The sequence below is a fragment of the Streptomyces sp. NPDC036822 genome (assembly GCF_055609145.1).
Map to the genome: position 1 here is coordinate 47,739 of NZ_JBVJPY010000027.1, position 20,233 is coordinate 67,971.

Below are 20,233 nucleotides of genomic sequence, written 5' to 3' on the forward strand. Positions count from 1 at the left end.
AGCTCGGGCCCCAAGTTCCATGTGTACGCGGATGTTGAAAGCCCGTGAACAGGAATGCGTACAGGGTTCGACAAGTCGCTGTGATGTTGCATCGCCGCTGCCCAGAGTGTGATTGGCCTCACGAATCGACCTCGGGAGATGGTGGCGAGGGTGGCGCTAGCAACATCACTCGAAATCCTGCTCCAGTCTTTCCAGGCGGGCAGTCAGCTCATCGACGCGCTCTTCGAGGCGGCGGATGGCTTCCGCTGTCGAGTCCGCCTTCGCGTTGGCCTGTTCGCTGACGAAACTGCCGCGGCCCTGGTGGGAGTAGACGAGCCCCAAAGCGCGCAACTCCGTCAGGGCTCGCTGCACGGTGCCGGCCGCAACTTGATACTCCTCGGCCAAGGCCTTGATGCCGGGGATCTGTACGCCAGCCTCGAGGCGGCCCGCCGCGATCTGGTCGCGGATGTCCCGAACGATGCGCTGGTACGGCTGCATGGCCTCGGCGTTTGTCATGACCGTCATCGTAGATCCACCTCGCCGGGTTAGTCGGGTTCGTTAGCTAACCGCTTGACATCATTGACAGTATCAGCAAAGCTAGCATTATCGATAGGCTGGGAAGCCTGGAGGTGAGTGCTGGCCTGCGGAAACGCGGGAGCCCGGACATGCAGCGCGTGATGGCGGCCTGAAAGGAAGCGCCTGTTCTTTCTTAACTGCATAGAGAGCAGAGATCCGGGACGCCCCGAGCTGAACCGCCCACCCTTTGGGGTGAGGTAGACAGCGTGGGGTACCCCGGCCCGTTCCACCGGGTGATGTGGACCGCTAGCCCGCAGGCGAGATTGCGGGACAGGCAACAGCGACAAGCCGGCCCTGCCTATGCGATGCGATGAGCAGCACGCACCTTCTCCTCTGCCCGCCCCTCCGGGCGGACAGGGGAGCCGACGCACAGGTGAGACAAGGGCGAAGATCGCGCACCCCGTAGGAACAGAGCGACTCGACCGCTTCGACTCCGGTTCGGGGTACGGCGGCGCGCATTCGTGTGCCGCAGGGACTGGGCGCCGCCCACTCCCAAAGGTGACGGCCCCGGGGCTGCAACCCCGGGGCCGTCCGAGTCCTGTGTGGAGGACCCATGATCAGCATGACACGCCCGCTCCCCGGAATCCCGGGGGCCCTGGCCGCCCACTGCCCCACGTGCAGGGGCAGCTTCGAGTCCTGCCGCTGCACCGCGGCCGCGCCCGTGCGGCGCCTGGTGAGGCTGCTCGACACCATGTCCACCGAGGGCGACGCCCGCGCGGCACGGGCCGGGCGGCAGGCCCGGCGCACGCTCCAGCAGATGCAGCCTGGATACGAGCGGCAGCCGGTACTCGTCCTGCACCGGCCCAAGATGAACGACGCCTGTGGCATCTGCGGATTCTGGCGGTGCCACTGCGGCGGGGACGCCGCCCCCGCTCCGGCCCACACCCGAGTGATGACCGACCGGGCGCCGGCCGCGTCCGGCAGCGGGCAGTGCTCGACGTGCGGCGCCACCTTCCCCGGGTGGAACGGCGGCGTGTGCGACGCCTGCCGCGCGCTGGGTCGCTGAGCGGTGCGCGACCTGTACGAGCGCTACATGCGCGCCGCCGCCGCTGTGCGGTCCCACGACTCCGGCTGTCCGGCCTGCACCGCGCACACGCGGTGCCCGGGGGGCGCCCGGCTGTTCGAGACCTTCGCGCGGCTCCAGGACGCCTACAACAACCGCAAGCGCACCTGAGTTCTGCCGGTTGCCTGACCCGCACGGCTCCACCCTCTTCGCCAGGGGTGGGGCCGTGCGGTGTCCAGGGGAGCCGGACAGCCCGACTCCGCACCACCTCACTGCGCAGGAGACATCGTGACGACGCGCTACCACTTCGTTCTGACCCTTCAGCTCCCGGGCCATGGCGGCTTCGAGAGCCGGAGCTGGTCCTCCACCGTCGACGTGCCGCCCGGCACCGGCCGCCACGCCCTCTACACGGAGATCGTCGCGGAACTGGCGGCGGACGATCCGCGGTGGGCCCGGGCGACGGTTCTGCACTGGTCGCTCGACCGCGACGAGCTGCCGCACGCCGCACCGGCCCCCATGGGCGCTGTCGACGTGCCGCGTCAGCGCGGCTGACCGCCCAAGTCCCGTCCGTCCGACTCGATCGGACCGCCGCCGGGCTCTCGCGCCCGTAATGCGCGGGAGACCGGCGGCGGCCCTCTCAGACTAGGAGACGCACGTGCTTCCCTTCAGCAAGACCCGACCGAACCCGGACGACGCGCCCGCCGTCCGGTCCTGGAACTGGCGAGGGGCCGTCCTCGGCATCCTCGGGATCGTCACGCTCGGCGTGGCCATCCTGTCCGTGTCCGTCAGCTACCAGATCCTCGAACCTCGCTTCGGCGGGTGGGCGGTCCCCACGGTCTTCGCGCTCGATGCCCTCTGGGTGGTCTTCCAGGCGACGGAGGTCCTGGCGGGCAACAACGGCCGGCGCGCAGTGCGGGTGCGCGCGGCCGGTCTCTTCCTGACGGCCGTCAACGCGGCCGTGCCGACCGCCGAACTCCTCACGCGGGACGGCAGCACCGGGGCGGACCTGGCCGTCGTGCTCACCCCGCTGGCGATCGTCGCCACCAAGACCGCGTGGTGGGTCGCCCTTCCCGCCCTCGGCCGCCGCGCCTCGGCCTCGACCCGGCAGAGGATCGAGACCCGGCGCCAGGAGGTCGCCGACCGCCTGGAGGAGATGGAGGCGGACGCGGCGCACCGGATCGAGCTGTTGGACGTCGCGCGGGACCTAGAGGAGCGCGTGGCCCGGGCCGAGACCGCCTACCGCCTGTCCGTGCTGAAGACTCAGGAATCCATGACGAAGCGGCTGCACTCGCAGGCGCGGGCGACGGAGAAGACCACGACCACGAAGACGCTGCCCGAGGCCGTCACGGCGATCGCCCTGCCGGTCCTGGAGGAGTGGAGGGCCGACCTCCCCGCACTGCCCGGTCCCGTCGGGCGTCACACCCCCGTCACGCAGGTCAGTGCGGGTATCAGCGCCGTGCCGTCACGCGAGACGACGCGGACCGTCACGCTCGATGAGGTCGCGGCCGTGACGGGTGTCCCGGTCCCCGTCCCGGGCGAGCAGCTGACCGACGATCAACTGAGCGTGGTGCTGCGGTACCTGCGCTACTCCGTGGACCCGCCCATGTCCTACCGGCAGGCCGTGCGTGCCTTCCGTCAGGCCGGCTACGTCGGCAGCGAGCAGCGCGTGCGCCACGAGTGGGGCGCGCTGATGACGCACGAGGACGAGGCGTCGGAGGACGACGCCGAGGAGGACGCGTTGGACGCCTGACGCGTCCGGCACCACCGTCCGGCACCACCAGTGAGGGCCAACCCGCGAGCGCGGGTTGGCCCTTGCTGCGACTGCCGGAACGCACACGCAGTCCAGCGATGCAGACCCAGCGAGTGACCCGGCGAGCAGCCCGCAGGTTGCAGACCCAGGGGAGCAGACCTGACGAGCATCATCAAAACCCCAGGAAACCGAACGTGCGTACGTCATATGCTCGCGCGCTCAAGATCACAGAAGGAGGGGGAGTGGGGAAGAAACCGCAGGCCAGCGACGACGCTTACGGGCAAGCTGCGGGCGCGATCGGCGGGCTGGCGATCGTGTTCGGCGCCCTCGCCGCCATCAAGGACAAGCTCGGCCTGTCCTGGCCGGCCACCGTGCTGCTCACCGCCGGGGCGCTGGTCGCCCTCGGCTACGGAGCATGGTGGGTCAAGACCCGCATTCAGCGCTTGTGGGCCACGAGCCCCGCTGAGAAGCCCTCTGCGGCGCTGGCAGCCGAAGGGCTGGCCGTGGAGGAGTGGGAAGGGCCCGCCCGAGACGAGACGCTGACTCAGGCGCTCGTTACGGCGGGGGTCATCGGCAGGGATCAGGTGATCCGGGCCGACCAGGTCACGATCACGCCCAAGCGCACCGGGAAGGAGTACGACTTCCTCGTGCCCGAGGGGCGCACCTACGCCGACGTCGACAAGAAACTGGCCGCCGTCGCCGGGATGTTCGGCGTCACCCGCCTGCACCTGAAGCTCGACCGCGCCCGGGACAACGAGCGCCGGGTGCGGCTCCTGGTGCTCGACGCACCGCCGTTCACCGAGCCCTTCCCGGCCCCGGCCCGCAGCGCGATCGAGTCGTTCGCGGGCGTGCCGTTCGGGCATGACGTCACCGGCGAACTGGTCGGCGTGCCGACCTTCGACAAGGCATCGCTGCTGGTCGGCGGAATGACCCAGATGGGTAAAACGACGCTGGTCAACGGGCTCATTACCTGCCTGCTGATCGCGTACGGAGAATTCGACCTCTATCTCCTCGACGGAAAACACTGCGGACTGACGCGGTTCGAGAAGATCGCCGTCCGCTACGAAGCATCAGACAGTCCGGCCGTCATGGAGAACATGCTTGACGAGCTGAACGCCCGCGTGGAGCGCCGTTACGCAAAAATCCAGGACGCAATCCGGAACCGGAAACCCGCACCGAAGTTCACACCGGTCTTCTTCATCGTGGACGAGGCAGCGGACTTCTTCGCCGACGACGGCACGCCTGCCGGTATCAAGCAGGCGCGCCGGGTCGCGGACAAAGCCCGCGCCCTGGTCGCGAAAGCCCTGGAATCCGGAATCTCCACGGTCATGCTGACCCAGCGCCCGGCACAGAACGCCATCCCCGTAATGGTCCGGGACCAGTTCCTTTACCGCATGTGCCTTTACGTGGCATCGGAAGGAACAGCGAAAGTCGCCCTCGGTGACACGTACTTCGAAACGGTCGCCCCGATCAACCCCGCACTGCTCGACTCGAACATCAAGGGTCAAGGCGTGCTCTTCGCGCACGGCGTCTCCACGCTGGTCCGGGGGTTCGACTTCCCGGACGAATTCATCTGGGAAGTCGTGGACGGCGTATATGACCGGCAGCAGAAGAAATTGAGTGCAGCACCGGAATCCCCGCTGAAGCAGGCGATCGACATCATGCGGAAAAACGGCGTGGAGTTCATTCCCACATCCGAACTGGCCCCGGCTCTCGGAGTCCAGGCGGAAAACCCCAGCCAGCTCGGCGTCAAGCTGTCGGCCCTCCTCGGGGTCCCGGCAGGCAAGGGGGCGAAGGGCGTCCGGGGATACCGGCTGGACGATCTCACCGCCGCCGCCATGTCCGCTTCGTGACCGCCACCCGTGCCCGCCAGACGCCCGCCACGGCCCCGCCACCCACACCGGCAGGTGGCGGCTCCCCACGCCCGGGTGGCGGGGGCCGGGCGGGCCCCTGGCGGGCACGGGTGGCGGACCTGACCAGCGCAAAGACCGCTCACACATCAGAAGAAGGGGGGGAAGGCCCTTGCGAGCCTCCATAGCGCTCACCATCGGCGTAGGAGCCACCGCGGCCGTCGTCGTCGCCGCTCTCGTCCAGGCCGCCGGCGATGACCCGGTAGGGACGGCGCTCAGCATGGCCGTGCCCGCGCAGTACCAAGGGCTGATCGAGGAGGCAGGAAACACCTGCCCGGAGGTCAATCCGAATCTGCTGGCCGCGCTCCTTCAGCAGGAATCCGGATTCAATCCGAAAGCCCGCTCGCCGGTCGGCGCGCAGGGCATCGCCCAGTTCATGCCCGCCACGTGGGAGCGCCACGGAATCGACGGAAACGGCGACGGCAAGCGCGACGTATGGGACCCCGAGGACGCCATTCCGTCCTCGGCGAAGTATCTGTGCACCATCGCCGGGGACGTGAAAGACGTGCCCGGAAACAAGCAGCACAACATGCTCGCCGCCTATAACGCGGGCAGCGGTGCCGTCCGGAAATACAACGGCGTGCCTCCTTACAAGGAGACGCAGAATTACGTCCGGACCATCAGTGCCGCCGCGAAACCGTCCGCCGAAAAGGGTGCGACCGCTCGGCAGGCGTCGACTGCTGTTAACGCGGCGCGGTCGATGCTGGGTGAGCCTTATTCGTGGGGTGGAGGAAACGCAAGCGGCCCGAGCAAGGGAATATGCTGCTCCCCCAACGGAAGCACCGGGACGGTTATCGTCGGATTCGACTGCTCCGGCCTCACGCTCTACGCCTACGCGCAGGCAGGAATCAGCCTGCCCCGCACTGCGGCACAGCAATACGCCGTATCGGAGCCCGTCACAAAGCCGCTTCCCGGAGATTTGGTCTTTTACGGCTCCAGTGCGGCGAGTATTCACCACGTCGGCATCTACGTCGGAAACGGCTGGATGATCGACGCTCCCCGCCCGGGAAAGCAAGTCCGCTACAGCCCCCTGGACACCATGGGCGATCTCTTCGCCATCGCCCGTCCCGGTACCCACAACAACAAGGAGATCTGAAATGCGTTCCACCCTCGCTGCCGGGATCGACATGTCCGGCGGATTCAGCGACTTCTTCTCCACCATCGGTATGACCGGCGGCGGCCTGGTCACCAAGGGAGTCGCCGCTGTGATCGCCGTGATCGCGGTCCGCATGCTGCTCCAGCTTTCCAACGACCCCAAGACCGCCCTGCGCAAGGGGAGCATGGCGATCGGCACGCTGTTCGTCGCCGTGATCCTCGCGCTCTACGGCAGCACGCTGTTCTCCACGGTGACCAAGCCCGCTGCCGCGCCGGCCCCGGCCGTCACCGCTCCCGCGTACGAGAGCTGACCGGCATGCCGGACAACCCGCAGGACCCGTGCGACGCGCTACCGGAAACCCAGCGCAACCTGTGCGACTCAGACGGCAGCGGCCCTCCCGGCGCCGGGGGCGGAGTCGGTGGCGACATCACCAACGGAGCCGCCAACGGCGTCGTCAAACTCGCCCGCGATCTGATCGAGACCATCAACGAACTGGTGGCGCCTAAAGATGCCTGGGCGCCAGCGGACACGGACAGTGCGCTCTATGCGCCGTTCTTGTGGCTCGGGCAGCATCTCGCCGTCTCGATTTTCGTCTGTGTGGTCGTGGTGTGTGCTCTGACCGCGTGGCAGGGCGCACCGCGCATGCGGCAGATGGGTGCCTCCACCGGGTGGACGCTGGCAGCCGTCGCCGCTATGGGAGCCATCCCCGGTGCGGTGATGCTCCTGAACAAGGCGGTCAGTGCAGCGTTCAAGACCGCCTTCGACAGCAACGAGAACACGCTGTTCGAAGTCATCCGGACCGACTTGGGGGCAAAGTCGGATGACCCGCTGGCGGTGCTGCTGATCGTGGCCGGCCTGGTGGTCGCCCTCGCCTTTGCCGCGCTCGTGTTCATGACGCGGCAGCTCGGCATCATCGCGTTTGTCTGCATGGCTCCCCTCGTGCTGGCGTCGCTGGCACGAGGGGGAGACACGGCAGCTCTCAAGCGGTGGATGCAGCGCCTATTGGGGCTGATGTTCGCGCCGTTTGCCCTGTTGCTGGTCGCGCCGTTCGTGTCGCTCGCGAAGGGGGTCATCGCGATGGATCTGGTGCTCTTGGTCGCGGCCGACGCGATCATGCTGCGGATGATCTTCCATGGGGTGCCGTACTTCGGCCCGCGTCTGGCGGGCGCCGCCCGGACGCTGGTGGAGCGCCACACCTCCAACCCGCTTGCGCATGCCGTGATGCGGGCCGGGGTGCCGACCGTGTACGAGCAAGAGAACGTCCCTCGGGACCCGCGCACGGTCAGCACCCCGGGCCGGGCGATGTCGCAGGACGGGGGCGTGCTCCTCGGCGCCTATGGCATCCGGCGGCGCGAGCGGCCCGGGCGGCTCACCACGGAATCCGCGGTGGCCAAGGTCCGGCGGGACACCGTCCGCACCGCGCAGCTCAGCGAGGCGCGCCGCGAGGCGCGCGCTGCGGCCGGCTACCCGGTCCGCGCGCCCCGTCCGGCAGGCACCCCGCCCACCGGGACGCCCCAACCGCCCAACCCCCGGCAGGGAAACGCCCCGCCGAATCCACGGCAGGGGAACCCCCCGCCGCCCCCCAACCCGTAGGCCGCTCTCCCGGCCCCGGTGCCCGCCTCACAGACGGGCACCGGGGCCGGTTCGGTCCCACACCCAGGAGGAGATCACCGTGTACTCGCTGACGCCCGGCTACCGCGTGCCCGCTCTGCAGCGCGGCCTGAGCCCCGCCGAAACCGCGCTGACCAAGCTCAACGCCGGGGTCGGCGGGGCCGTCCTGATGTCCGCGATCGTCACCCCGCCGCCGCTGTGGACGCTCGGCGCGGTCGGCGCGGCCGCAGCGCTGCTCAACCTCTCCCCGGGGCCGCGTTCGCTCGCCCGGTGGGCCACGGTCGGCTACCGACGGCTGCGGGAACGCACGATCCCTGACTCGGTGGTGGACCGGCCGGGGGCGACGATGACATGGGCCCTGTACCCGGAGCACGGCACCATGCAGGACCCCATGCGCCGGATGGCCTTTCACGAGGCGTTCTCCCGCGCGCTGACGTTCGCGGGCAGTCAGGCCCGCACCGCCGGGATCCAGGTCCACGTCACCCACCACGCCACGGTCGGCGAGACCACCGCCCACACGCAGACGATCTCCGTACACGTCCCCAAAGCATTGATCGGCCAGCCCGCCCGGATCCTCGGCACCCTGGAAGGGGAGTTCGCCCGCCTCGGAGCACTGACGCTTCTGGAGCCGGACCCGCCCCCGGCTGTGGTCGAGCGCGGCCCCGGCTGGGTCGCTTTGGATGACGGACGGTTCGCCGCTACCGCCCGGGTCACCTCCTGGCCCGACACCGCTGACGGCGACCTCATGCGCCGGCTGCTCCTCGAGGACGGAGAGGCCGACCGCTCGTTCGCCGTCCTGTACCGGCCACTGCCCGCCGCGCAGTCGCGCCGCTCGGCCCGCTGGCAGAGCGCCGCGGCGGAGGCGTGGACCACCGACAAGATCAAGCAGGACGCCCTCCAGCTTGCCTCCAGCGCCGCCCACGGCGCACTGGTCCAGGGCGCGACGCTCGTGGACCTGGACGCCTACCTGACCGTGTGGGGCGACAGCCCCGAGGCGGTGACCGAGGCCCGCTGGCAGGCATCCCTGATGGCCGACCGGCACCGCATCCGGCTCGACTGGCTCACCGGCCAGCAGCACCGCGCCCACGTGATGACCACCCCGCACGGAGCCTCCACCCAGAAAGGGGCAATCCTGTGATCCGCCTGCCCTCCACCCACGCCGCGATCACCGCGCCCCTGGTCGCCTCCAGCACCCGTTTCCCTGGTATCCCGATCGGCCGCTCGCTCCTGGACGGCCGGGCTTTTCACCTCTCGCCCGTCCAGGCGGACACGGCCGTCCTGCCCTCCACCAACAGCCTCGCTCTGGGCGGGCTAGGGTCGGGCAAGTCGTCGACCGCCAAGGCGCGGATGCACCGGGAGATCCGTGAGAACGGCCACCAGGCCGTCGTCATCGACTCCTTCGGTGAGGACGGCACGACCGGAGAGTGGCAGCCGCTCGTGCACGCGCTCGGCGGCAAGGTCATCCGCGCCGGATCCTTCACCCTCAACCCGCTCTCCGAGCTGTTTCCGATCGCTGTGCGCGAGCAGCTGGTGCGCTCGCTGATTCTGGCGGTCGAGCCGGACGCGCTCAGCCACCAGGCCACCCACGCTCTCCAGCACGCGCTCTCCCACCCGAAGGCTGTCGCGCTCGGCGGGCTGGTGGACGCGCTGGTCAGCCCGGAAGACGGGCGGTGGCCGGCCGCGAAACTGGCCGAGTGGGGCGAGGGCGCCGCGATCGCCCTGTCCCGCTACACGGAGGGCTCTCTCAGTGGTCTTTTTGACGGGCAGGATGCCAGCCTGCCCCCGACTGACCTGCCGATCTTGTCGTTCGATTTCACCGGCCTGGATCGCAACAGCCCGGCGATTCCGTCGCTGATGGCGGCGGTGTCGTGCTGGGCGGAGCACGTGTGGCTGCCGCAGTCGACCGCCGTCCACCGCCACCTGGTACTGGAGGAGGCGTGGCAGATTCTGCTGTCCCCGGCGACCGCGTCCCTGATTCAGCGGCAGCTCAAGAACAGCCGTAAGGCGGCGCTGTCGCTGGACGTGGTGATGCACACGCTGTCGGACCTCGGCGACGGTAAGGCGCAGGATTTGGCGCGGCTGTGCGAGATCGCCCACGTGGGACGCCTCGGCCCCGAAGAAGCCGCGGCGGTCGGTGCGCTGCTCGGCCTGCCGCAGTGGGCCATCGACACCATCCCGGCCCTCGGCCCCGGGCAGGCCGTGTGGAAGGTCGGCCCCGGCTACGTCGACATCATCCAGACCACACTCACCGACGAAGAAGCCGCGCTCACCGACACCTCCTCGCGCCGCCGCCGAGCACAACAGATCCACGACCAGGACGTCGACCAGGACGTCGACCAGGACGTCGAGGACATCGAGTGCGGCGAAGAGGGCGTCGACCAGATCGACGACCAGGACGTCGACCCGGACGGGGAAGACGGGGCGTGGGAGCACGGCCACGCCGATGATCAGGATGACCAGACGGTATCGGTCAAGGCTCTCCTCCACCCCCCTGAGCACGAGGGGGAGTGGGACTGGGAGATGCCGCCTAACGTCGTGGACACCCGCCACCGCGACGTGGTCCAGGCCGCGCGGGAGGGGCGGTGCAACGAGGCCGCGCAGCTCGCCGCGATCGGGGAGCGCGAGGACATCACCGCGTACGGCATCAGCAGCGATCAGGCCGTTTCATGGCTGGTGACCCGCGCCCGAGTTGCTGACCTGTGCGGAAGCCCCGACCAGGCCGTACAGCTACGCGCTACCGTCGCCCGCATGGGCAAAGACGTCGACTGGTTCGAGCACAACGACGGCGGTACGGAGCAGCAGTGGCACCGCATGCCCGACAACCCGGCCCCGCAGCCGGCCCCGACTGGGGAACAGCCCCCACGGCCCCGCCGCCGGGCCTGGCCTTACGTCGCCACCGCCGCAGCACTGTCCCTCGCTATCGTCGGTGTCAATCAGATGGGCGATGCCAAGGTGGAGCAGCGGGAGCGTGAGGAGAAGACCGCCGCCTACAAGGGCAGGTCAGGGGCCGCTCTCCAAATTGACGGCGTCAAAGCGGACGTGATCGCTCAGTGGAACAGCGACCGGAGCCGCGTCGTCATCGAGCTGCGGTCCTACTTCGACCGGAACGCCCGCTACCTGAGGATCGACGCAGGGGAGGAGAGCGCCACTGGGACCCAGAGGGACCGTTGGTACCCAGAGTCCCCCGAGGTCATGTTGCCCGTGGATGACCCGCTTGCTGACGTGACCGTACGGGTCTCCGTAGGCGGAAGGACCTGGAAGGAAGGCGCGCGCGCAACCTCGCGGGAGATTCGCCTCTCACCCACCGGCGTGGCGTTCGATGCTGAGACCGGAGAGCGTCTGCCGTCTGATCTCTGACCGGTCCCTCTGGGTGGTCCTGCCTGACCGTGCACTGCGGCCCGGGAGGGCCGGCCAGGCCGACCGGCCTACGTCCCATCCGCACGACATCTGTCCGTGCCTGTCGCGCCCTGCCGACCTCACCGGTCGCAGGGCGCGCGCATTTTGAGCCCTCTCACGAATGGAGACAGACCCATGACCACTCTTCACGATGCCGCCGCGTCCGCGTCCGCGCTCTCGCTTCCCGCTCTGGGCGTCGCCTGCCCGGCCTGCGGCTCGCAGCCGGGAAAGCTGTGCACCTCGCACGGCGGTACTCGCCTGCGCCGCCACGACGTCCACCGCGCCCGCACGGCGGTACTCGCCGCCGCCGTCAAATAGGCGCCGCGCTGCCGCTGACCGATCCGCCGCCGACCCGGCTCTATCCGCGCCCGCCGTCCCTGTATCGGGGCTGCGGGCGCCTCCACGTCCGCCTTGCGCCCTCCCCCGTCTGACGGGCTGAAGGCGTGACACCGACCACCGCTGCCCCCGGCCGGATTCCGGCCGGGGGCAGCGCAACGGAGCGCCCGCAGCATCGGCATGAGGCCGGCCACCCCGCACACCCCTGCACCCCGGAATCCGAGATGAGGAGTACATCCAGCATGACCGATCGCATCCCCGCCATCGAGGCCCCGGCCGCCGTCCCGGTTGGCGCAACCACCAAGCACCCCCAGCCCGTGCAGGACGTCTCCGGCGCGGCGGTGCGGTGATGCTCACCGATCCCGACGGACTCTTCGCCGCTCTCGCCGACTTACAGCTCCCGGCCGGGGAGTACGTGGTGTGCGGCTCCGCCGCGCTCTACGCCCGGGGGCTGCGCCCCCGCATAGGGGACCTCGACGTCCTGGCGAGGGGGCAGGCATGGCAGCACGCTTTGACCCTCGGTTCTCCGCAGCCGACCGCATCCGGTTACGGCTCCCGCATCCTTCACCCTGCCGTGGCCATGGAGATCGTGGACCGCTGGACGCCCGGGTGGCCCACCGACCGCCTCATTGAGTCGGCGGACCTGATCGACGGAATCCCGCTCATGCGCCTCGGCGATGTCCTGCGGTGGAAGGAGCGTGCCCGCCGGCCGAAGGACATCCCTGATATCGCCGCGATCCGTCTGCTGCATCGCATGTGGGCGGGCGAGCTCGCCTGACCCGGCGGCCCACCGCCCACGAATCCTGAAGCGGCCTCCGCCGTCCGGACCTTGTTCCGGACGGCCGGGGGCCGCTTTTGCGTTCCCGGAGGGAGTTCCGCATGAGCGGCCCGGTGTTCCGGCAGCGCGTGCCCCGGGGCAGACTGCCGGGATGCAAGACGTGCTGACGACTGCCAAGACCACCCCCGGCGCGGGCGCCGTTCCGGCGCCTGCCGCGTCCGTTCCGCCGTCCCGGAATGCCGCTCCGCAGCGCGCCGTGAGTGCTCCGGCCGCGCCCCGGGTCTGGTCGGCGAAAGCGATGCGGGGCCTGATCGTCGCCTCCGGTCTGTGCGCGGCAGTCGTCGCCGCTATCGGATTCGCCGGCTCCTACGAGGCGCTGCGCGGCCTCGCGCAGGAGCGCGGTTTCGGTACCTTCTCGTACGTCTTCCCCATCGGCATCGACGCCGGGATCATCGCCATGTACGGCCTGGATCTGGTCCTCGTGTCGCGCCGGATGCCCAAGCCGCTGCTGCGGCTGATCGCGCACATCCTCACCCTGGCGACCATCCTTTTCAACGCCACCGCGGGTGAGGAGCCGGTGCGCGAGGACCCGCTGGCCGCCGCCATGCACGGCGTGCTGCCGCTGCTGTTCGTCGCGGTGGTCGAGGCGGCGCGGCACCTGATCATCCGCACCAACAAGCTCAGCATGGGGTCCGAGTCGGACCAGGTCCCGCTGCACCGCTGGATCCTGTCCCCGTGGCGCACGTGGAGCCTGTACCGGCGCATGCGCCTGTGGGGCATCACGTCCTACGCCCGCATGGTCGACCTGGAGCGCGAGCGCACCGTCTACCGGGCATGGCTCCAGCACCAGCACGGAAAAGCCTGGAAGAAGAAGGCCGGCGCCTCCGCGCTGCTCCCCTTCACCATGGCCCCCTACGGGCTGAGCGTGGACGAGGCCCTGGCCCTTCCTCAGGAGCAGAAGGAGGCCGAGGACGCGCGGCGCGCGGCCGAGTTGCAGCGGATCGCGGACGCCGAGGAGCGCGAGCGCCAGCGCGCCCTGGACGCGGAGGAGGCCGAGGCGGACGCGACCGTGCGGCGCATGAGCATCGCGGCGAAGGTCACCACCGCCGAGCACGAGATCACCGCGCAGACGACGGCCGCCCAGGCACAGGCACGTGCCGCGCAGACGACGGCGACCACCGACGCTGAGACCGCCGCGCACACCGCGCGCCTCGCGGCGGAGGCCGCCCGCCGGGAGGCGGAGCGATCGGCGCAGGCCCTGGAGCGGGCCGCCGCGCGGGAGGAGGAGGCGGAGAGAACCGCCGCGGAGGCGGAGGCGATCGCCCGTACCGAGGCCGCGAACCGCGCGGCCGCCGAGGACCGCAAGGCAGCCGCCGAAGCCGACGAGGAGACCGCGCGGAAGCGCGCCGCCGCTCTGCGGAGCAAGGCGGAGGCCGAGCGCCTGGAGGCGGAACGCGCCAAATCCGCGCTCCGCACGGCGCAGGCCGAGCAGCAGACAGCGGACCTGACCCGCGCCGCCGCTCAGGCCCGCGCGGAGGCGGCACGCCACGAGCTGGCCGCGCAGGAAGCCGAGGACGCCGCCCGCCTGTCCCCCCGCGCCCGCGCGGAACGGAAAGTGGCCCGCATGATCCTGGCCGCCCACGCCGCTATCCCGGCCGGCCAGCGTCCCGCCGAGCCGGACATGTACGCCGTCACCCTGGACCAGGTCGGCGACGCGCTCGGCGTGGCACGCACCGCCGCGAGCGAGCGCCGCCAGGCCGCCTACGACCTCATCCTGAACGGCTACACCGGCTGACCTGACGTCACCGGGACGGCCACCGCGCCTTGGTGCGCCGGCCTGGCCGTGGAAACCATGGTTTCCACTCCGAAGCCACCGGACCGAGGGCAGCGAGTCCCGCATGCGGGACAGATCGTTCGAATAAAATCGAACGGTGAGTCCCGCATGCGGGACTCACCGTTCACGAACAAATCGGACAGCGGCAGGATCTGTCCGGCCGGTCATGCCCCCGGGTCTGCGCCCTCCGCTGGGAACATAGGGTGTTGGACATGGGCATGAGGACGCTGGTCGAGGGCTTGGTGGCAGAAGCCGAAGGGCTTATTCGGGATCGGGTGTGGGTCCTGACGCCCGGCCATCGCGCGGTCGTCGCGAAGGCCGCTGCCGATCTGCACGCCGCCGTCGGTGCTCGCCAGGTCCAGGAGGCGCTGCCCGTGATCGCCCGCCTGGAACACCTGCGGGAAGCACTCGCCGCGGTGGCCATCGCTCTTGCCCACGTCCACGGGCATACAGCCTGGTTCCTCGGCGCAGCCGCCACCGCACTCACGCCCGTCCTGCACTGGCGCGCCCTGCATGCCGAAGACAGCCACACCTTCGGCGCCGTCGCACCGACCGCTCAACAGTACGTGGAAGCCGAGGACGCAGTCCGCCGGCTCCAGAGCGCCCTCGTGTGCATCGCCTCCACCTGAGACCTCCCGCCCCACTGGCGGAAAGGTATGACCGCCCCGGCTTGGCCTTGAGGCTGTGCTGATGGGTTGCGTGATCGCCCGGACACGTCCTAGCTAGCTAGACGTCCGGCAGGTTGTCGACCACGACCTCCATGTGGTCACGCAGCCGCGCCGCCAGGCGAGCGGCCTCGGCGGGGTCCGCCTTGGCAGCGGCGGCGTAGGCGGCCGCAAGCCCGGCCGTCTTGCCCGCGAATGCCTCGGCGGTGGCCACGTACGCCGCGAGCGCGGCGACCGGACCGGTCACGGGCTGCACCCTGGCCGCCGCCTCTGCGGCGGCCTGCTTCACCGCGAGTTCACGGATCCGCTCCCGCCGCTGCCCGGCGTCCAGCTCTTCCACCGCCCTGCGGGGGAACTGCTTGACGATGCCGCTGATGGTTTTCTGGCTGACCTTGTCGCGGCCGGTCGCCTCTGCCACCGTCCGGTACGCCTCGGCGGCCGCGTCGTCCCCGTAGTCCTCGCGGATAGGAGACAGGCCCTCGGCCGCGCGCTGGCTGATCACGTAGGCCCGCACACTGTCCGAGTCCCGCATGCGGGACAGATCGTTCGACTCAAGTTCGAGACGTGGCGGCTCGGCCAGCAGCGCCGCGATCCGCGCCCCCGCGATCTGCCGGTACGCGTTCGACGTCGACATGTCCGCCACGTCCCTGATGAACGCCTCAGCGGTGGCGTAGTCCCGCCGCCACAACCGCCCCCGCAGCGAGATGTCCAGCGCACCGGCCGCGACGAACCACGCGTCCTTGTACTGCGCGAAAGACCGCTGGCACAGCTCCCAGGTCTCTTCTTCCTCGGCACTCAGCGGCCCCTGAGCCTCGGGCGCGTCCACCGCGGCCGGCAACTGCTCGAACCGGATCATCGGCTGCGGCCGACCCTGCGCGACATCGCCCTCGGTCAAGGTCGCCACCGCGCCCCCGGACGCTTCCTGTTCCTGCTGCCTACGACGCTTCCGCAGCGCCCGCAGCTCCTCGGGCGTGGGTCCCTTGCTCACTTGCTGATCAGCCCCCGCTGCTCCATCTCCGTCACCAGCTCATCGAAGTGGCTGCCAGCCGCGTGGATCGGCAGGCCCTCGCCGGTGTTCGCGTACCGCTGCACGGACGGGATCATCGTCGTGAAGACGTTCCACCCCTCATCCACCAGGCCCTTGCGGATGCCCTCCGGCGCGGTCCGGGTACCGGGCTGCACGCGGACCAGGAGCACCCACTCCTGCGGCCGGGGCGCATCCGGGTCCTTCTTCTTTGCCCACGCCAGATCCAGGAACCCGTCCATCGGCAGCTCTTCCATGCGCTCGACGTCGCCGTTGGTCGCCGCACACACGACGATCACCAGGTCCGCCACGCGCAGCACCGAATACCCGATGCCCGCGTGATTCTCCAGGTGACCGCAGTCGACCGCCCCGATATGCCCCTCCGGCAGCTCGCCAGGGGCCTCCTCGTGAAACCGGGTGTCCGCAAGCCTGGTCACATCGAACCTCTGGTCCGACGCCTGCCACCACCGATACAGCTGCTTCGACTCGTCCGCGTCGAACCCCTTGACGTCATACCCCCGCTCACGCAGGGCATGAAGCAGCCACCAAATGGCCGTCGTCTTGCCGGTAGACCGGGGGGACACAGCAGCAATGAACATGCCCGCACCCTACTGCGCACCCCCGGCAGGTCCACGGATACCCGCACGCTCGGCTGACTTCCGGGACCAGAGCCGACCCGGGAAAAGGTGTGATGCGCGCCACACGTAACAAATCCGCTCTGCCGCCCCATAACTAACCCAGGAACTACCGGATATCCCGGCTCCATTCAATGACCCAACCGCAGGCAACTGCGCAGGTCAGGCCATTGAATGGAGCCATTTTTCATGTCCATGTTGGGGCCCTTGCGGGACTAGCCCCCGCAGCCACCAGAGTTCGGACCACGCCAAGTCCCCGACTCCCACGTCCTGTTCGCCGGCCTCGCTCGAGACACAAGGGCTGGGCCGGTGCTCATGTACCGCTCCGTAAGCGCCGCCCGACGCCCCGATCGTGAAGGAGACACCATGTCCGCCCCGACCCAGACGCCCGCCCCGGACCCGGCCCGCAGCCCGGAGCCGGACCGCTCCACGCTCGTGCACCGCATTGCGACAGCCGCGCTCGGCGCCAGCTTCGTCGGTTATGTGCTCCACGAGCACCCGGCCGTGCGCGAGACCGCCGTTGCGCTCGCCACCGTAGCGACGGTGGTCCTCGGGGTGCTGATGGCCGTAGCGCGCCGACGGTGACCGCACGTTTCGGCGACGTCCTTACCTCCTGCCCCGGCCGCTGCCGTTCCCGCTGCCGGGGTGGCCGCCTCGGGAGCCCGAGTCCTCTGGCGGTCAACGAGACGCTGCACCGCTGCCGCCCGGGGCCCGTCACGCCGCGTGAGCTGAGCCGGGGACGTAGCTGCGCGTACCTCCACTGCTCAAATCAGCAAGTTGGGTACCTAGTTGGCCGGGCACCCTCATGTCGCACGAAAGGCGCCACAACAGGTGGGGGGCACTGAAAGCCGCGCGATGAACTTATGCTGAGGGCCGCTCCACCGACTGACCACTCCAACTCTCTGCCACTCCCGGTAGAGATCCTGGCTCTGTTCGCAGGGCACTGGTCAGGAAGGAGGGGCCGATGAGCGAGCCCGAGGATCCCGGACCGCGTGAGCACCGGCTGTCATACCGACAGATGGTGATCATCGCGTGGGCACCGGTAGTCGCGGCCATCATCGACGGCGTGCTACGCCTCATCCGGTAACCCGGATGGGACGTGACTCCGGACGCTACGGCGGGACTCAGCAATGAGCCCGGCCGAAAGGTAGGCGGCCGGGCTCACTGGCTGATGCACGAGCGGAGGGCCTGTCACCGGCGGCAACCGGGGGCGGGCCCTTCGTGCTGCGCCTTCCATCACCGGAAGACAACTTTTCGCATCGTACGCGCTCCTCCCTTAGGAGGGAGGACCGCCCACGTCCGGCGGGTGCCGAAGTTGTATCGCGCGATACAACCTCCTTCCCCAGCGTCCCGCGCACCGGCCAGGAGCCGGCGCCCCCGTGGCGATAGCGTCCTGCCCCATGACTCCCGTAGGGTCGGCGCCAGCCCGCGCCGATATGGCGTGCGCGGGTGAGGCCCGGCGCCCAGAGGCGCTCTGGGAGCAGTACCGTCGGGCCGCCCCCACCCTCTCCCCATGGCACCGCAACACCCCCTGTACGCCCGTCTGCGGGCCGCGTACGGCGGCGGCGCCCTCTCGGGTCATGTCCTCGCATCGTTCGCGCCCACGATGGCCCGCCACGGCTTGACGCACAGGAGGGCCGGGGCGCAGAAAAGGCCGGCCCCCTTACCGCCGAAGCGGGTAGCACGGGGGACCGGCCAGCCGAAAACCTCCGAAAAGGAATCCGGCCCCAGCATAGTCCCCTGCGGCCCCCAACTGGCGCGCTCAGCGCTGCCCTGAGGGGCCCCTAGTGCTCCCGCCGCCATCACCAGGGCGCAGCGGCGCAGCAGGGCGCACAGGCGCAGTACAGCCCTTTTGCGCGGGGTAGGCGGGGCGGGGCGTGGCACCGGCCGCCTGCCCCGGGCGGGGGAGCGGGAGTCCGCTGGCGCTCCCTCCCTCGCGCAAGCGCGCCCCCGCCCGGGGCTGCCACAGGCAGGGGAGCGGGAGTCCGCTGGCGCTCCCTCCCTCGCGCAAGCGCGCCCCTGCCTGTGCTGCGGGGACTCCGCTGGCGCTGCATCCCCTTGCCGACCCGCAAGCGGGGTCGGGCCCCGATGCCGCTTGCGCTCCATCGGAAATGGCGACCGGCACCCCACCCCGCCCCGAATACCCCGCGCAATTGTTTAGCGCCAGCAATTCAATCCAGAAAACAAAAATAAAAAAGATTCCCCACGGGCTCCATTTTCCCGCTTATTAGCTCTCGGATTTGGTATTGTTTCTCTTGTCGGAAGGGCGTAGCACCCCAACCGACAGCCGAAAGCAAAGCGAGAAAAGGAAAACAATGGAAGAGCAGAAGCGGCGATACGTCCTCGGCAAGCGCGAAGAGGACGGACGCTATACCGTCACGGTCGACAACGCCCCCGCCGGGACCGTCCACCGCCGTCACGGCAGCTGGTACGCCACCATTCCCGGCCACCCGAACAACACCCATTTCCACGGCCGGTACGAGGCCGCCGACTTCATCGCCACGATGGCCGAAATGGGAATTCGCCCGACCGTCCCCGCCCCCGGCGAAACCGCTGAACCCGGCACGGACGGGCTCGACTCCAAGGCCGCGCGCGACGCCACCGCCACCTACCGCCACCTCGTCCCCGACCTCCGCTTGACCGTGCCCAACCTCGTGCGCGCCGCCGAGGCCATGGCCCGACTCGCGCAGCTCGGATGGGAACCGCTGGAGGGATACCCCGGCGCCGATCAGCCCTGGCTCATGACATGCCGTCTCTGCGGGTGGAAGGGCCGCCGATTCTGGTCCCACCTGCGTGGCCGCAATGGCGACCGCACGCCCCGGCCCGTCAGCCGACACCCCGGTTGCATTCCCGTCAAGGAAATCCCCGCCGCGCTTATCACCCACGCAGCGGAACGAGTCCGGGAATGCCCCTGCGAATTCTCGCACCCCACGGGAATCGGAGACGCGCTGAGTGTTCTGGCGTCCGTCAGGAACGCGGTCAGCGGCGGTGACACGGTAACCGCCACGCTGCTCGCCCGTGCCATTCTGGAGCCCTGTCCCGCCTCCACCCGCCGTGCGAATGTGCTGCGGATTGCGGAAAACCGGCGCACCGACGCTCTCCGCGCGCTCGACATGTAGACAGCCGTCGCACACCCCCACTCTGCCCGGGTGGGGGTGTGGCGTGGAATCCCAGACGCTACACAGCGGACATCCGTGATGCATCATGGATGCAGCGTCATCGCTCCTGAGGGTGCGGCATGATGCATCATGCTCACGGCAGCCCGGTTACTCTGCCTGTTGGCAGGGTATGGGTGAACCTGTCGGGGCGGTTTCACGGGGGTTGGGGCGGAGCGCAGCGGAGCCCGTCCCTGCGGTGGTGTTGAGGCCCTGTCAGGCTGGTGGTCCGTCACCCTCGTTCAGGGGTGGTAGCTGGGAATCCCAGACTCTACACAGGCGCGAGCGTGATGCACCCTCCCCTCGTAGCCAGCCTAGGCTCCCGCGCTTGCGCGGGTGCCCGCTATTCGCGCTTGCGCGAATAGTCTTGTCTTTAGAATTCCGCTTGCGGAATTCAATTCCCGCGCTTGCGCGGGAATTTGGCGGAGCGTCAGCGGAGCCATCACTACTGCGCGGCTTGCCGCGCAGTATCCCGCTCCGCGGGG

General features: G+C 69.6%; 20 protein-coding genes. 17 read left to right on the top strand and 3 right to left on the bottom strand.

Going from position 1 to position 20,233, the window contains the following annotated elements:
• Window positions 1-165: 165 nt before the first annotated feature.
• Entirely contained in the window at window positions 166-495 is a 330-nt protein-coding gene (locus ACZ68P_RS33800; protein WP_471012943.1) for a GntR family transcriptional regulator, read from the bottom strand.
• Window positions 496-1,108: 613 nt separating this feature from the next.
• Here ACZ68P_RS33800 and ACZ68P_RS33805 point away from each other — a divergent pair.
• The 14 genes from ACZ68P_RS33805 to ACZ68P_RS33870 all read left to right on the top strand — a co-directional run bounded on the left by ACZ68P_RS33805 (window position 1,109) and on the right by ACZ68P_RS33870 (window position 14,898).
• Window positions 1,109-1,561: a hypothetical protein gene (locus ACZ68P_RS33805; RefSeq protein ID WP_471012945.1), complete on the top strand. Its 453-nt coding sequence runs from the start codon at window positions 1,109-1,111 to the stop codon at window positions 1,559-1,561.
• A 3-nt stretch (window positions 1,562-1,564) separates the two neighbouring features.
• Window positions 1,565-1,729 (top strand): hypothetical protein, encoded by a 165-nt coding sequence (locus tag ACZ68P_RS33810; protein WP_471012946.1) that lies wholly within the window; start codon window positions 1,565-1,567, stop codon window positions 1,727-1,729.
• Between the two features lie 117 nt (window positions 1,730-1,846).
• Complete coding sequence (locus tag ACZ68P_RS33815; RefSeq protein ID WP_471012948.1) at window positions 1,847-2,110, top strand: hypothetical protein; 264 nt, start codon at window positions 1,847-1,849, stop codon at window positions 2,108-2,110.
• A gap of 103 nt (window positions 2,111-2,213) precedes the next feature.
• On the top strand, window positions 2,214-3,308 hold the full coding sequence (locus ACZ68P_RS33820; RefSeq protein WP_471012949.1) for a hypothetical protein: 1,095 nt from the start codon (window positions 2,214-2,216) through the stop codon (window positions 3,306-3,308).
• Window positions 3,309-3,550: 242 nt separating this feature from the next.
• The gene (locus ACZ68P_RS33825) at window positions 3,551-5,161 is read left to right on the top strand and encodes an FtsK/SpoIIIE domain-containing protein (protein ID WP_471012951.1); all 1,611 of its coding nucleotides are present in this window, start codon (window positions 3,551-3,553) and stop codon (window positions 5,159-5,161) included.
• Window positions 5,162-5,330: 169 nt separating this feature from the next.
• On the top strand, window positions 5,331-6,314 hold the full coding sequence (locus tag ACZ68P_RS33830) for a C40 family peptidase (RefSeq protein WP_471012953.1): 984 nt from the start codon (window positions 5,331-5,333) through the stop codon (window positions 6,312-6,314).
• 1 nt (window position 6,315) lies between these two features.
• Window positions 6,316-6,624 (top strand): hypothetical protein, encoded by a 309-nt coding sequence (locus ACZ68P_RS33835; RefSeq protein WP_471012954.1) that lies wholly within the window; start codon window positions 6,316-6,318, stop codon window positions 6,622-6,624.
• A 5-nt stretch (window positions 6,625-6,629) separates the two neighbouring features.
• On the top strand, window positions 6,630-7,907 hold the full coding sequence (locus ACZ68P_RS33840; protein WP_471012956.1) for a hypothetical protein: 1,278 nt from the start codon (window positions 6,630-6,632) through the stop codon (window positions 7,905-7,907).
• A gap of 79 nt (window positions 7,908-7,986) precedes the next feature.
• Window positions 7,987-9,063, top strand: a complete 1,077-nt coding sequence (locus ACZ68P_RS33845) for a hypothetical protein (RefSeq protein ID WP_471012957.1) — start codon at window positions 7,987-7,989, stop codon at window positions 9,061-9,063.
• Window positions 9,060-11,282: a hypothetical protein gene (locus ACZ68P_RS33850; protein ID WP_471012959.1), complete on the top strand. Its 2,223-nt coding sequence runs from the start codon at window positions 9,060-9,062 to the stop codon at window positions 11,280-11,282. The genes ACZ68P_RS33845 and ACZ68P_RS33850 overlap by 4 nt, the downstream gene beginning before the upstream one ends.
• Before the next feature lie 174 nt (window positions 11,283-11,456).
• Entirely contained in the window at window positions 11,457-11,639 is a 183-nt protein-coding gene (locus tag ACZ68P_RS33855; RefSeq protein WP_471012961.1) for a zinc finger domain-containing protein, read from the top strand.
• Between the two features lie 367 nt (window positions 11,640-12,006).
• Entirely contained in the window at window positions 12,007-12,435 is a 429-nt protein-coding gene (locus ACZ68P_RS33860; protein WP_471012963.1) for a hypothetical protein, read from the top strand.
• 151 nt (window positions 12,436-12,586) lie between these two features.
• Window positions 12,587-14,230 (top strand): DUF2637 domain-containing protein, encoded by a 1,644-nt coding sequence (locus ACZ68P_RS33865; RefSeq protein ID WP_471012965.1) that lies wholly within the window; start codon window positions 12,587-12,589, stop codon window positions 14,228-14,230.
• Between the two features lie 251 nt (window positions 14,231-14,481).
• On the top strand, window positions 14,482-14,898 hold the full coding sequence (locus tag ACZ68P_RS33870) for a hypothetical protein (RefSeq protein ID WP_471012967.1): 417 nt from the start codon (window positions 14,482-14,484) through the stop codon (window positions 14,896-14,898).
• A 97-nt stretch (window positions 14,899-14,995) separates the two neighbouring features.
• Here ACZ68P_RS33870 and ACZ68P_RS33875 read toward each other — a convergent pair whose 3' ends face one another.
• Together ACZ68P_RS33875 and ACZ68P_RS33880 are read right to left on the bottom strand one after the other, a co-directional pair.
• Window positions 14,996-15,922, bottom strand: a complete 927-nt coding sequence (locus ACZ68P_RS33875; RefSeq protein ID WP_471012968.1) for a hypothetical protein — start codon at window positions 15,920-15,922, stop codon at window positions 14,996-14,998.
• Entirely contained in the window at window positions 15,919-16,557 is a 639-nt protein-coding gene (locus ACZ68P_RS33880) for a ParA family protein (RefSeq protein WP_471012970.1), read from the bottom strand. The genes ACZ68P_RS33875 and ACZ68P_RS33880 overlap by 4 nt, the downstream gene beginning before the upstream one ends.
• A gap of 402 nt (window positions 16,558-16,959) precedes the next feature.
• On the opposite strand from ACZ68P_RS33880, the gene ACZ68P_RS33885 reads away from it, so the two are divergent.
• The 3 genes from ACZ68P_RS33885 to ACZ68P_RS33895 all read left to right on the top strand — a co-directional run bounded on the left by ACZ68P_RS33885 (window position 16,960) and on the right by ACZ68P_RS33895 (window position 19,712).
• Window positions 16,960-17,178 carry a hypothetical protein gene (locus ACZ68P_RS33885; protein WP_471012972.1) on the top strand — a complete coding sequence of 73 codons (219 nt, stop codon included), beginning with the start codon at window positions 16,960-16,962 and terminating at the stop codon, window positions 17,176-17,178.
• Between the two features lie 379 nt (window positions 17,179-17,557).
• Window positions 17,558-17,680 (top strand): hypothetical protein, encoded by a 123-nt coding sequence (locus tag ACZ68P_RS33890; protein ID WP_471012974.1) that lies wholly within the window; start codon window positions 17,558-17,560, stop codon window positions 17,678-17,680.
• A gap of 1,228 nt (window positions 17,681-18,908) precedes the next feature.
• Window positions 18,909-19,712: a hypothetical protein gene (locus ACZ68P_RS33895; protein ID WP_471012976.1), complete on the top strand. Its 804-nt coding sequence runs from the start codon at window positions 18,909-18,911 to the stop codon at window positions 19,710-19,712.
• Window positions 19,713-20,233: the final 521 nt, after the last annotated feature.

Bases quoted from the DNA above. Each gene is read 5' to 3' on its own strand.
- ACZ68P_RS33865 (WP_471012965.1), top strand. From the start codon at position 12,587: ATGCAAGACGTGCTGACGACTGCCAAGACCACCCCCGGCGCGGGCGCC.
- ACZ68P_RS33840 (WP_471012956.1), top strand. From the start codon at position 6,630: ATGCCGGACAACCCGCAGGACCCGTGCGACGCGCTACCGGAAACCCAG.
- ACZ68P_RS33890 (WP_471012974.1), top strand. From the start codon at position 17,558: ATGAGCGAGCCCGAGGATCCCGGACCGCGTGAGCACCGGCTGTCATAC.
- ACZ68P_RS33870 (WP_471012967.1), top strand. From the start codon at position 14,482: ATGGGCATGAGGACGCTGGTCGAGGGCTTGGTGGCAGAAGCCGAAGGG.
- ACZ68P_RS33855 (WP_471012961.1), top strand. From the start codon at position 11,457: ATGACCACTCTTCACGATGCCGCCGCGTCCGCGTCCGCGCTCTCGCTT.
- ACZ68P_RS33800 (WP_471012943.1), bottom strand. From the start codon at position 495: ATGACAAACGCCGAGGCCATGCAGCCGTACCAGCGCATCGTTCGGGAC.
- ACZ68P_RS33885 (WP_471012972.1), top strand. From the start codon at position 16,960: ATGTCCGCCCCGACCCAGACGCCCGCCCCGGACCCGGCCCGCAGCCCG.
- ACZ68P_RS33835 (WP_471012954.1), top strand. From the start codon at position 6,316: ATGCGTTCCACCCTCGCTGCCGGGATCGACATGTCCGGCGGATTCAGC.
- ACZ68P_RS33805 (WP_471012945.1), top strand. From the start codon at position 1,109: ATGATCAGCATGACACGCCCGCTCCCCGGAATCCCGGGGGCCCTGGCC.
- ACZ68P_RS33880 (WP_471012970.1), bottom strand. From the start codon at position 16,557: ATGTTCATTGCTGCTGTGTCCCCCCGGTCTACCGGCAAGACGACGGCC.
- ACZ68P_RS33860 (WP_471012963.1), top strand. From the start codon at position 12,007: ATGCTCACCGATCCCGACGGACTCTTCGCCGCTCTCGCCGACTTACAG.
- ACZ68P_RS33895 (WP_471012976.1), top strand. From the start codon at position 18,909: ATGGAAGAGCAGAAGCGGCGATACGTCCTCGGCAAGCGCGAAGAGGAC.